Origin of the sequence: Butyricimonas sp. BSD2780061689_150309_C8 (genome assembly GCF_015560935.1) — a bacterium.
GTDB lineage: Bacteria > Bacteroidota > Bacteroidia > Bacteroidales > Marinifilaceae > Butyricimonas > Butyricimonas paravirosa.
In genome coordinates, this window is the sequence record NZ_JADMSV010000027.1 from 1 (window position 1) to 12,803 (window position 12,803).

A 12,803-nucleotide genomic window follows, 5' to 3' on the forward strand; every position below is an offset into this window, starting at 1 on the left:
GGGTGGAATCCACCGTCCCGGCCCTCGTCAATAGCGGGAAGCCCAACAATAAAATCATAAATAACCGGATTGTCACGGTTACCGTCCCTCGATCCAACAGTAACTTTCGTTTAAAAACTTTCCTGTCATAAGTTTTTTTCATAACTTTGATTGTTAATTAATTTATAAAATTGATTTACACAAGGGGGTGATATTCAACGTTTCTCAGGCATAGAATACACCCCCCTTTCATTTTTCAGTCGCTTTGCGCACCGTGTTTCATGTCCTTTATTCCATTTTATTCTTTTCTTTTAACTAAAACTACAACCACTCCACTCTATTGTGTCATGCCAATTATGGCATAACAAATTACCTCCTTGTCATTCAAAACAAAGATTCTATAAAAACTGATGAAGAAATACAAAGATCTGAACATTCCCGACTCACAACACGAATGTTCTTTACGCCGACCTCGTTACAAACACATGATGATACCTTTATACCATCCCTTTAAGACTAAAAATCAAAAGAATTATCGAAGCCGAACTTCCCCTTTTACACGCAAAGATACAATTACGATTCCCTCCCATAAGCCTTTTTGTTTAAAGATTAGGACGAAAAAAAACGGTTCCGTCTGTCCCGTTGCATAACACCACTCAGAGGCTGTGGGTGCATTAACACTCCACACGGGGGTACGGAACCGCCGTATGGAGTTAACAGGCAAAAAAAATGCCTGCTACACTGTGGCAGGATTCCCCACCTCTGAGTATGTTATGCATTGCAAATATATAAACATTTTTACAGAAAGCAAATATTTCTTTATTATTTTATAGTTGTAAATATTGCTGGATAGCAATATTATGAAATTTATTATGCCTTAAGTAAATATCGAGTAAACACCAATAGAGATATTTTAGATGTAACTTGCCCCACACAATAAATCATCTTATAAACAACATTATCGAAATTCGACTAGAATCACAATATAAAACAAGTAAAATAAAAAAATTAGAAAAAGAAACATATGATGGATCGAAGCTCAAAAAATCAGGAATAGACATGAGGAGCAATAAAAGCAATGATTTCTTCTTAGAAAGTCTTCTGTTTAAATCTACCATTTATGTATCTGAAAATACAAGAGTATTTATACACTACTTTACACAAAATGGAGGTAAAATAGTGTATAAATACACTTATTTTCTGTCTTTAAATTGCTTAATTTCAAACAAATCTCCCTTATTATATTCTTTAATATTACTAATAGCTTGTCCTGCTTGTATTTTTTCCATACTACGAGCAATTTTTTTACTTCCATCCCCTGACATTCCAAGGAACTTCTCCATTGATTTTATATTCTTATCCTTAATATCCAGCAGAAAAGCAATCTCACACATACTGGAAAAGTCAAAATTGGGTTGATTATATTCATCAATACCTTGCGAGAGTAAAACCACAGAAACCCCTTTTGACCGAATCTCTCTCAACAATTTTTCTAGTATATCTTGATACTTCTTTTCCTTAAACAGAACGTGAGCCTCATCAATAAGAAGCACGTAACGCAAAGCCTTAACATTATTCTCTACTGGGCTATTATCCATATTCATAAAGGTATTATACAGATAATTAATAATAAGGAATAGAGAGGTAAAGCGTACAGAATTAGACAAATCACCAGAAAGGGACAAGTATACATTCGAATTTAAAAAGTTTGACTCATTTTTAGGATCATCTATAAAAATTTTATACCGACTTAATTCATCCATAATTTCTGTTAGAGTGTCCTTTTTATCTCCAATAAGCTCTTGCAATCGCTCATTTATTTGTTCTAATGTTGGATATAGACCACCTTTTTGCTCAATAAAGGTATTATAAGTAGCTTCCCTTAGCTTTCCTTTCTGCTTGATCCCAAGATTTGAATACTTACAAACGATATCCACGAATTTATCAATCCCCATAGTTTTATTAACCTCGTTGATATTGTCGATAAATGTCAACGGATTCACGGGGAAAGGAGTTTGAGGAACATCTACAAAATTAGTCCTAGTATCCTGAAAAAACTTATCCATTCGCTTTATATCATCTTGCTTTAAACCTTTAAAGTCAAGATATATAAAATTGACATGTCCATTTGATTGCTCATAAATCTGCGATAAAAACTCTAAAGCGAACTGGGTTTTCCCAGTTCCAGAATTCCCTGCTACTGCAATATGGCAGTTATTATACAGTTTAGTATCGTTCAAATTCAGATATAATGACTCATTTTCATTTATTAAATTCTTTCCAACTTGAATCTTAATAGGATTAGCATAAAAAGACTTCTCTATATGCTGATGGTTATTTCTTACAGCATCCAATGAAACATTCAAATCCGTCAAAGCTAAAGTCCCTTTTTCTATATACTCCACTAAAAAATCAAAAAATGTATAGTTATAATTATCTTGGAAGATCGAATCCATCAACTCTAAGCCATGATCAATATGAAGTTTGATATACTTAGGTATATTATCATCTGTCTTATAAAGTCCATAATATTGACAAATCAACGCAATAAAAAAATCACGATATTTTGCGTCAAATAAAATATGATCTTTATACTCTTTTCCTTTGGAATCGTAAAGATTAAAATCCGCAGTTTGGAACTTTTTACCAGTTTGCAACGAATAACCTAATGCAATTCTAGCAATAACATTTTCTTTTGTACCATAGGGTAACTTAGTTGTTAGCCTCCGCACAACGTCTTGATTCCTCTCAGATGTTCTTATATTAATTTGCATTGTATAAATCGTTGTAAGTGGTTATAAATTGCTCAGGTGTTGTTTCTTGAAATTCAGAACTATCAGTAGATGTATTCCTTATTAAGAATGCTTTGCATACTTTAGGTTGAAGGACATTATACTCTTTCGCTGTAAGTTCCTTATTTATAAGAGGAAAAATGACAACTTGCTTGGATACATTAGGATAAAAATAGCGAATAATGTTTTCAGCATGTTCTTCATCAAATTTCTGCATTGGACTGTCAATAAAAACAGGAAATTCAATTTCAGATTCATCCACTAAAGAACTTAACAAGGCAGATGCGTACATTTGGCGCTCCCCCATAGATAACGAACTTTTATCAATGATTCTATTGTTACCATTAAAAAGGACAATATCAATGTCATCACCAGACATACTGATATCCACATCAACCTTTTTAATAAAATTCTTTTTATGCAGAAACGTATCAAGAGAAATAAGCATCTTTTCACCTAATGACTTCTTCTTTTCTTCTTTAAACAAATTAACGAATCTTTGTAAACGATTAATGAGTTGCTTTGTTTTCTGCTCTTTTTCTGAATAAACACTAGATTCATCTATCTTTTTTCTCAAAATTTCCTGACGTTGTTTGTAAGTCTTATTTTGATTCCCTAACTCACCTATTTTCAAAACAATAGACTCTATCTCGTTCTCAATGGATATAATACGTTTATCCAAACGTTCTTTTGAATCACGTAATGCAGCAATATATTCATCTTCAGCACTTTTTTCTGCATCACGTATTTTTCTTGTAATGGAGTCAAGTTGATTTTTCACAAAAGAATATTCTGCATTCATTTGTGAAAAGGTATCTTTAAAACTATGCTTAATCGTATTGAGCAACTGATTAAATTCATTTGCTTCTACATTTGAAAGATCATGTAAGACTCTCAAACTTTCTGGAATTTCCTTCAAGTCAGAATAGAAATATTTTCTCACGAGTTTTTTTATCTGCGCTTCGTAAAAATCTCGTATATTTACATCAATCACATAACGCATATTAATGCGTTCTACCTCAATATCCTGTCGTATCTGATCAATTTTTTCATTAACATCATCTTGCCGATATTTCTGTTCAGATAAATCTCGTTCATTATTTAATTGTTCAGAAATACCCGCTAATGTTTCACCAGCAAGAGCAAAAGGTATTATATCCAACAAATCTTTCAATTTTTCTTGAATTTCATTTTTTTGTTGCTCTAGTTTTGCCTGTTCTTCTTTTAGCAAATTTAATTCTTCCAAAGTCATCTTATCTCCCTCACGAATTAACTTTCGTTGAATATCTTCGGCTTCTTTCTCTTTCTGATTTCGTTCATGTTTCAAATCATCAATCCGATCTTGATATTTTTCAATCTCAATACTTGTATTTGCAATATCCGTGTGAAGTTGATTCAGCTCCTCCTGTTCTTCCGGTTTTGCTGACCGACGGCGATATTCATCCTGCTTTTCTTCAAGGTTTGCCTTCAAATCTTCATATTTTTGAATACCAAGTACCTCCGAGTATGCTCTGCTAAGTTGTCTCCGCTGACTATTCGAATTAACTTCAGCCAAAGACACGATCTTTTCTGCATCAAAAAAGAAAAATTTAGCAATTTCAATAGGCAAAATAAAATCACGAATGAAAATTTCTTCTCCCTTCTGATTCTCTTTTGTCAGGTCTTCAATCAATTCATTAGGATAACCATCAATTAACACTTCTACTTTATCCGAAGTACTTGACACAACATTATACGAACGTTTTATTGTAACTTCATTACAAGTGATATCTGGAATTTTCACTTTTGAAAACGTTATTGAAACAGAAAACTCCATTTCTCCTTCCTCATAGGCTTTTCGATTAAGGCTATTAGCAATATACTTGGTATAATTTCCTTTATCTCGTATTTCTTTTTCATACAATTCATCTACTTTTTCCATTTGTTTGCCATACAAACACCAAACCAACGACATGAGAAAAGTAGTCTTACCATACCCGTTCTTCCCGCTAACAACAATTATATTTTTATCCTCAGAAGGAAGCAAAGAGATTGTATTCAACCCTTTGTATATTCTGAAATTATTCAGTTGTATCTCTTTAATATACATTATACGGTTTCTTTATCTAAATATTTTTCAATAACTCTCTCCATATCATCCTTTAACCCACGTTTCCGGTTCAATAATGCCTTGTTTTTTTGCATTATTAAGAGCTCCTGAATTAAGTCAAAATCTGATGGTTGGTCATCACAAACAGATTTAAGCAAATCTATTTCTCTTTGGATTTTTTCGGTATCCCTCTTCATATCTAATGTCTTATCATAAACCTTATTGTAAATTTCTGAAACTCTATTTGAAAAAATTAGATCCTTATGCCAAATCACTTGAATTGCAATTAATTCCTGATTGGTTATCAACTCGATCTCAGGTTTCTCAATTTGCATCTCTCGTTGAGCTGTTAGTAATTGTTCCAATAATCTAGCTCGATACTCGGGAGTATAATTACCTTGATTCATACCTTCATCATTTACAGCTGCTTGTCCATTTCTTCGAACAGGAAGTCGATTTTCAGATACATTCCTTTCATCAAACATACTTGTACGCAATGCAAGCAGTGGTTGTAACCACATTTGTCCTTTTGCAACTTGAGCCGTCAATGATTTATCCTCTTTCACCACCGTACATGTCCAACATCCAAATCGACTTTGCCCACAAGAACTATGACTTTTATCTGTAACCATTGTTGGACATTCATAATCATCAGCACTTGCATCAAAGTAAATTTGAAATAATTTAGAATTATCAGCCCCCCACGGAGACGTCATTGTATTAATGATATACCAAACTTCCTCCAAAAACAAATCTTTAATCGGAGAGTAGACAAACGTATTAGGATGATGAGGATGTTTTGTTAAGCGTTTTCCCCTAATCTCATGTTTTTTTATAGATCTTGCCCTCGTTGCACTCTCCGAACTTCTTGTCCCTATTAAAATAATGGCTTCCCCATTTTCAGCAACTTGTTCTATTATAAATCGTGACGTAGGTTTAATCTTCATCTTATCCGTACACCAACGAAATGCATTATTAGGAACTGGATACCCACGCCCAATAACATTCACCCAAAAAGTATCTTCTAAACGTGGTATTGTACTCTCAACGAAAACAGGTAAACCTTGCTCGACCGCAGCATCTGCAATCTTTTTCAACACTCCATTTACATAATTTTGAATAATAGGATTTTCGACCAAAGTATCATTACAAACTACATGAATTGGACGTTTTCTCTTATCTACGGGAATATCCATTAATGCATACCAAACCAATTGCAATAACACAGTAGAATCCTTACCACCACTAAAGCCGATTATCCAAGGGCGTAGTGAATCCTCAATTAAATATTGGTCTTTTAACTCCGATATAATATGCTTTATTCGTTGAGACATAATTCAAATACTTGAAATCTTTTTCCTCAATTTAGATACGTTAACATTAAAGTAATCTTAACCAAATTAACGCCTTTCAATTTCTTACAAAAATAATATAAAAAATGACTTAGGTGAAGAAAAGTAAAAATAATTTTTTTGCTCACATATTTCATTTATGTTTATTATAAACACCAGTAATTCTAATCAAAAATAGCATCTTAAAGAATAAAAACACAACAACATAAAGATAATACTTTACCAACACATCCCAATTCACATCAACACCAAACAAATAATTTGTACTTATCTTTTAACACATCTACAAGAATACATCAAGGTGAGTTTTGAGACTTTCCCCAAGAAACATCTAAAAACAGCACGATCCAATAACAACTCATTAATGTAACAAAATCAAATTCAATTATCACAAGAAAATTTCACTTATGCTTATACATTTCATACACAACATAATATGCAAATCATCATAATTTCTATTCATTTGATGATAGATTGACCTACATATCACCTCAAAATCATCGGCATAAAACAAACACCCGTATATTTTCCTATTATCCTTGCTTTATCCCTCTATATTTTATTTCCGAAACGCACTATATTTACTGCATCATAGAAACAAAATTCAAAAAACCGATTTTCCTAATACGATTTAGTATGTAATTTTAGGGGCAAAAGACAAATATCATCCTCACATAATTATTCTGTCAGAGAATCCACAAATTCTCCAAATCTTAAGATCTTCTCACTATTCACTTTGTTGAAAAGTAAATGTTCAAAATCCTTTTGTTTCTTCTTCAAATCAACTGTTTTTAGCAATTCGACCGTCGCTTGCTTAAATTCTTGCAAATTATGTATTCCACAACGTTGTGATAGAAAATTGTAATCCGGTTTTGCTTGTGAAAGCAAAAACATCAGGTCATAAAAATCACGACCTTTAGCACGAGCTACCATAGCTGCAATTTTCATACTGCATAATACACCATCAGAAGGAACAGGAAACGGAAAAAAGAATCCACACCCCTTGATATTTGTAACAACCGGGGAATAATTAACTTGTTGATCTTGGCTCTCGACCTTTATTAAAAAACGTTCTTCCTTGTGTCCACTCAATCCTAAATCGAACAAGAGTTCCGGGAAATAGATATTACGCCTAAATGCTGTTAACTTCGGATTTTCTTTATCTTTCGCTTCGACCCTTAACCCTGAACGCTCCAAAAACCGGATTACCCCATTTGTCATTTCAACAAACTCTTCTTTCGATAATTCTTTACAATCAAAATCCAGGTCTTCGGAGAACCGATCGATCCCTTTGACTAAACGCAGGTTTGTTCCCCCGATAAAAACCATCTTTTGAATGGTTGGAGTAGAAGAAAGGTAATCTAAAATCATCAACTGCAAATACTCTTTCAACATATACTTATCGAAACTTGAATTTCCACGAATCTGAACTGGAAAATAATTTCTTATCTGCTCTATTTGTATCATAAATCATAAGTCTTAAAAAGTAATTTTATCCGACGGTCAAGTGCCTTGTTTTGAAACTTGCCACAATAGTCCACCAATAAATCCTTATTTAAATCATCATGTAGATAATCTTCATCCAAACGCAACTCCTCTAATTCCTGCTCGTTATCATAGAATGGATAAAGATACAGTAAATCAAGCAATGCTTTTTCAGGTGTAGCAAACTGCATGGTACGATTATCTGCCACTGGCTTTAATTCATACCCGAACATTAGATTCTCTTTGAGATTTTTATAGGAGTATTCACCAAAGTCGTTATTAAACGAGACAGTTTTTAGTGATGTCACACTGGTAATTTGCACTACTGCTTCCGGTATCATCCCGTAAAACGCTAATGCTGTATGTAGACTAATATAAGAGGGCCGGTAAATCCGATTAGCAAAATAAAGGGAATAATCCAGCTTACTCTTGTATTCAGAAAAAGCAAAATATCCTTGCCGTAAACGGACAAGATACCCTTTTTTCACCCAACGGGTAAGATTATTGCGGTCAAAATCCGGTTGCCATGCATATACCTGATAGATATTGAAACATGCTAAATCGAATAGTTGATTCTTAAATTCTAAAAAGGTCATTCTTTTATTTTGTTTCCATTATGCTACAAATATAATGCATTTCAGAAATAAAACTAGATAAAACTAGCTTTTTTCTCCTAATTCAGAACTCTCGAAGTTCTCTTTTGAGATTTATACCTTATATTTGAAACCCGATAAAAAACGCTTTTTATTAATTGCTATATTTAAATATATATCTACGCCCCTATGTTAGCATACACCTACATTAGCAAAGGAAATTTCAAGCTTCAAAAGAAGCCAATTCCCCAGATAGAAGATTCACGAGATGCTATCGTGCGTGTCACACTAAGTAGCATCTGCACCAGCGATTTACATATCAAACACGGAAGTGTCCCCCGTGCTGTACAAGGAATTACCGTCGGGCATGAAATGGTGGGTATTGTAGAACAAACAGGAGCTGACGTGACGACCGTAAAACCCGGAGACCGAGTAACCGTTAACGTGGAAACCTTTTGCGGAGAGTGCTTCTTTTGCCAAAAAGGATTCGTAAACAATTGTACTGATCCCCATGGCGGCTGGGCTTTGGGATGCCGCATTGACGGGGGACAAGCCGAATATGTACGTGTCCCCTATGCCGATAGCGGACTAAACCGTATTCCCGATACGGTTAGTGACGAACAAGCTCTTTTCGTGGGTGACGTACTTGCCACCGGCTTTTGGGCTGCACGTATTTCTGAAATCACGGAAGACGATACTGTATTGATCATTGGTGCCGGACCAACCGGAATATGCACGCTACTTTGTGTAATGTTGAAGAATCCGAAACGAATTATTGTCTGTGAAAAATCCCCCGAAAGGATTCAGTTCGTCCGGAAACACTATCCCGATGTATTGATAACAGAACCGGAAACATGCCAAAAATTCGTCCTTGAGCATAGCGATCATGGTGGGGCCGATGTCGTACTAGAAGTTGCCGGAAGCGATACTACTTTCCATATGGCATGGGAATGCGCCCGCCCCAACGCTATTGTAACCGTAGTTGCCCTCTACGACAAACCGCAACTTTTACCGTTACCCAATATGTATGGCAAAAATCTCACGTTCAAAACCGGAGGGGTAGATGGTTGTGATTGTGCCGAAATTCTTCACCTGATAGAAGAGGGCAAAATTGATACTACCCCACTCATCACACACCGTTTTCCATTAAACGAAATCGAAGAAGCCTATCGCATATTCGAAAATAAACTTGACGGAGTGATCAAGGTTGCTATAACAAAAGTTCATCCGGTAGTTTAATTTTACCGGATGAACCTTACATGTCTTTAAATATTTATCCCTATTTTCCTCTTCTTCTCACCCAAATAAATACACTACAAATTAACAATAATATCGGCAACACCCCCAAGAATCCAACTTTCGCAACAGCCATCGCATCCATACTCAAAGCCACGCTATTATCTTTCGCAGGCTGACGACGCACATCAATGGGCACCTCATTATCTGAAAGCCAGAAGAACATTGCGTTAATAAAGGAATAGTTGGAAGCCATAATATTTGATCTCTGCCGGCTAATTTCACCATTACTAATACAATCGGCATCCCCCAAAATAATTATTTTCTGATCCTTATTTCCCATTTTCCGATTCAAAGCAACAGCAGTTAGATTCGCCTGTTCCACCTCCCCGTCTTCCGGATTTAACTCTGCTTTATCATCTATAAAATCGGTTGTCTTATATTCAATCCAACTGCCCTTATTCTTTGTCACCAAAAGAGGGGTTACGGTAAATCCTTGCGTTGTATCACATTCCAAAGCAACCGCGTCCGGCATAGTCACGCTGTAAACACGGAACATATCACTAAACATATAGTTCAGCTCACAACTTTCTCTCGTCACATTCCCTACAATCAAATTAGCAACATGCTCTCCTGATTGTACCAAACGACCAGGCAAGAACTTCACTCCGAACGGAGCCACCACCGGATTCATAATTTCTTGTCTTCCCGCATCACCGGCAATCAACAGGTTCCCTCCCCTGGCAACATATTTATTCAATCTCTCCATCTCTTCTTCCGAGAACGGGGTTTTCATTTCAGCAATAACTAACACGTTAATATCTTCCGGAACATCTTGATCCAAAGTTAATGACGTAACATCAAAACCTTGATTCAACAAAGAATAACGGAATATCTTATTATGAGCAAAATTGAAATAATCAAGATCTCCGGTCTTCCATATATCACGCATCTCGTGTCCTTGCACGAAACCGACCTTAGGTAAATCCATTACCAAACGTTTCATGGCGGCAGAAATCTCCCGTTCATGTGGGTGTTTTTGGTTATCCTCGTACACTCTCAGGAATGTTTTTTCCCCACTTCCTCTTTCCAATACACGAATAAAACGATTATACTCGTCAGACAAATCCATAATTTTTCGGAACTCTTCCGGTTTCATGAACATATTAATATTCACACCCATCGTTTCACACATTTTCTTGGCAATCTCCTCATCACTCAATCCCGGATAACGTTGTTCCAAAGTAGGATTATAAGCTTTGTCATAGTAATATACATACTTCATTTTAATGTCCGGCTTAAAACGGAGATATTGAGCAAAACGACCTTTATCACTATTCCGACTAGCCGGAAGGCCTGACCAGCAATTATCATCCAACAGATTCACATAAGTTGTTATCGTCAGATCACCCGTCATCTTACTCATGATATCCTGACTACTTTTAGTCAACGTCTTTATTTTCGTCGCTGTAGAATCATGGAAAAATTTCAACATCGGACGAGAACTGAGATAGCCCAAGACAATCGCAACAAAAAATACACCCACATACTTACTGAATACCATGTACCAAGTTGTCCGTTGTTTACCAGATTGTAATTTAATGATACTAAAGCCTAAGAATACAGCAATTACAATGATAAAATACAACACATCCTCACTACAAATTAGACCACCAATCAACTCATCCGCACGTCCGGCGATAGAGAGCCAATACGTGATATCACGGATCAAATCTATACCTTGCCACATACCACCCACGAAATTCAAAGCGGCCAACAAGGCTAAAGTTCCAATAGCAGCAACCACTTGATAGGACGTCAAGCAAGACATGAATAACCCGATAGCCGCATAAGCACAAATCAACAAGTATATTCCCAGCAACCCGGTAAAGACCAGTCCGCAATCCATATTCTCTATCGTGAACAAGTTAAAGATGACCATCACGCATAATATACCGATCAGCAATAAACCATAAATCACCATAGCTAAATATTTTCCCAGAATAATCTGCCAACTCGTGACTGGGGAAGAATACAATAATTTAATCGAACCACTACTCAACTCCCGGCTCATCAACCCCATGGTCAGCAATGGCATATAAAGATACAGGTAATTCTGGACATTCGAGAATACACCCGTCCAGCTTGCGTACAGGCGGGAAGTAACACTATACACACCATAACCAAGGGCTTGAGACCTCACATATCCTTCCATTTCCTGCACGAAAACCATACAAGTCTGGAAGGCGAACACGATAAGAATTAACCAGGCTATAGGGGAATAGAACAAGGTTTGTAATTCCGTTCTTGCTATTCTATATATTTTTCTCATAAGCTTCTATATTAATTGATTTTTTTACCCGATAATTTAGCAAAGATCACATCCAAGGAACTCTTTTCCATGTTGATCTCTTGTAAATGCCATCCGTTAGCCACGCTCGCTTCGATCACTCTTTCCGAAATAGCATCCATTGTGTCAAAGTGTAAACGGAAACGCTTGTTTGTCAAATTTTCCACGCTTACGATTCCCGGAATGGCTCGCAGTTCGTTTTCACTTGGCGGAGCATCCATTAGCACAACTAACGAATCCGGTTTGATGTAATTATTAAATTCATCCATCGTCCCCGCAAACACCATATGCCCGGACTCAATCATCCGAATCTGATCACAAGTCATTTGCACCTCCGGTAAAATATGCGTGGAAAGCATCACGGCCCGATCCTCGGCAATCTCCTTTACCAAATTCCGGATTTCCACGATCTGGTTGGGGTCCAACCCGTTTGTCGGTTCATCCAACACCACGAATTTCGGATCATGCACTATAGCCTGTGCTATTCCTAAACGTTGCTGATATCCCCCAGAAAGATTACGCACCAAACGCTTGCTGAAATGCATAATCCCACATTTATCCTTCGCCTTCTCCACGGCAGCTTTTATATTTTTGGGATCCACGGAACGCAAATAAGCACAATGCGTTAAATACTCATCCACATTCAAATCCATATGCAAGGGAGGTTTCTGCGGCAAGAAACCGATATGCTTCTTCGCCTCCACAGGATTATCCCGCAAACTCACACCATTAATATACACTTCTCCCTTCGTCTGTTTCAACACGCCACACATGATATTCATCGTGGTCGATTTCCCGGCTCCATTCGAGCCCAATAACCCAAGGACTCCTGTCTGGTTAATCTCAAAACTAATATCCTGTATAGCCCACTGGGAACTATAGCGATGATAAAGATTTTCTACTTTTACAATAGCGACATCCATACAT

At 36.3% G+C, this 12,803-nt stretch carries 8 protein-coding genes; 1 reads left to right on the plus strand and 7 read right to left on the minus strand.

The annotated features are described in order from the left end of the window. Positions 1-1,172: 1,172 nt before the first annotated feature. From I2I33_RS16730 to I2I33_RS16750, 5 genes are all read right to left on the minus strand, one after another. The gene (locus I2I33_RS16730; protein ID WP_087421101.1) at positions 1,173-2,753 is read right to left on the minus strand and encodes a DndE family protein; all 1,581 of its coding nucleotides are present in this window, start codon (positions 2,751-2,753) and stop codon (positions 1,173-1,175) included. Continuing rightward, positions 2,743-4,860 (minus strand): DNA sulfur modification protein DndD, encoded by a 2,118-nt coding sequence (gene dndD / locus I2I33_RS16735; protein ID WP_087421100.1) that lies wholly within the window; start codon positions 4,858-4,860, stop codon positions 2,743-2,745. Before dndD ends, I2I33_RS16730 begins: the two co-directional genes overlap by 11 nt. After that, a complete protein-coding gene (gene dndC / locus I2I33_RS16740; protein ID WP_087421099.1) occupies positions 4,860-6,194 on the minus strand; it encodes a DNA phosphorothioation system sulfurtransferase DndC in 1,335 nt (444 codons plus the stop codon). Before dndC ends, dndD begins: the two co-directional genes overlap by 1 nt. Positions 6,195-6,890: 696 nt before the next feature. Beyond that, positions 6,891-7,679: a nucleotidyl transferase AbiEii/AbiGii toxin family protein gene (locus I2I33_RS16745; protein ID WP_087421098.1), complete on the minus strand. Its 789-nt coding sequence runs from the start codon at positions 7,677-7,679 to the stop codon at positions 6,891-6,893. Further along, on the minus strand, positions 7,676-8,293 hold the full coding sequence (locus tag I2I33_RS16750; protein WP_087421097.1) for a hypothetical protein: 618 nt from the start codon (positions 8,291-8,293) through the stop codon (positions 7,676-7,678). Before I2I33_RS16750 ends, I2I33_RS16745 begins: the two co-directional genes overlap by 4 nt. A gap of 186 nt (positions 8,294-8,479) precedes the next feature. Between I2I33_RS16750 and I2I33_RS16755 the strand changes: the two genes are divergently transcribed. Then, positions 8,480-9,529, plus strand: coding sequence for an alcohol dehydrogenase (locus tag I2I33_RS16755; protein WP_087421096.1), 1,050 nt, complete (start codon positions 8,480-8,482; stop codon positions 9,527-9,529). A 40-nt stretch (positions 9,530-9,569) separates the two neighbouring features. Here I2I33_RS16755 and I2I33_RS16760 read toward each other — a convergent pair whose 3' ends face one another. After that, positions 9,570-11,858 carry a Gldg family protein gene (locus tag I2I33_RS16760; protein WP_087421095.1) on the minus strand — a complete coding sequence of 763 codons (2,289 nt, stop codon included), beginning with the start codon at positions 11,856-11,858 and terminating at the stop codon, positions 9,570-9,572. Positions 11,859-11,869: 11 nt separating this feature from the next. Then, the gene (locus I2I33_RS16765; RefSeq protein WP_087421094.1) at positions 11,870-12,799 is read right to left on the minus strand and encodes an ABC transporter ATP-binding protein; all 930 of its coding nucleotides are present in this window, start codon (positions 12,797-12,799) and stop codon (positions 11,870-11,872) included. Positions 12,800-12,803 lie beyond the last annotated feature (4 nt).

Coding starts and splice junctions, on each gene's coding strand:
- I2I33_RS16730 (WP_087421101.1), bottom strand. CDS start 2,753: ATGCAAATTAATATAAGAACATCTGAGAGGAATCAAGACGTTGTGCGG.
- dndD (WP_087421100.1), bottom strand. CDS start 4,860: ATGTATATTAAAGAGATACAACTGAATAATTTCAGAATATACAAAGGG.
- dndC (WP_087421099.1), bottom strand. CDS start 6,194: ATGTCTCAACGAATAAAGCATATTATATCGGAGTTAAAAGACCAATAT.
- I2I33_RS16745 (WP_087421098.1), bottom strand. CDS start 7,679: ATGATACAAATAGAGCAGATAAGAAATTATTTTCCAGTTCAGATTCGT.
- I2I33_RS16750 (WP_087421097.1), bottom strand. CDS start 8,293: ATGACCTTTTTAGAATTTAAGAATCAACTATTCGATTTAGCATGTTTC.
- I2I33_RS16755 (WP_087421096.1), top strand. CDS start 8,480: ATGTTAGCATACACCTACATTAGCAAAGGAAATTTCAAGCTTCAAAAG.
- I2I33_RS16760 (WP_087421095.1), bottom strand. CDS start 11,858: ATGAGAAAAATATATAGAATAGCAAGAACGGAATTACAAACCTTGTTC.
- I2I33_RS16765 (WP_087421094.1), bottom strand. CDS start 12,799: ATGGATGTCGCTATTGTAAAAGTAGAAAATCTTTATCATCGCTATAGT.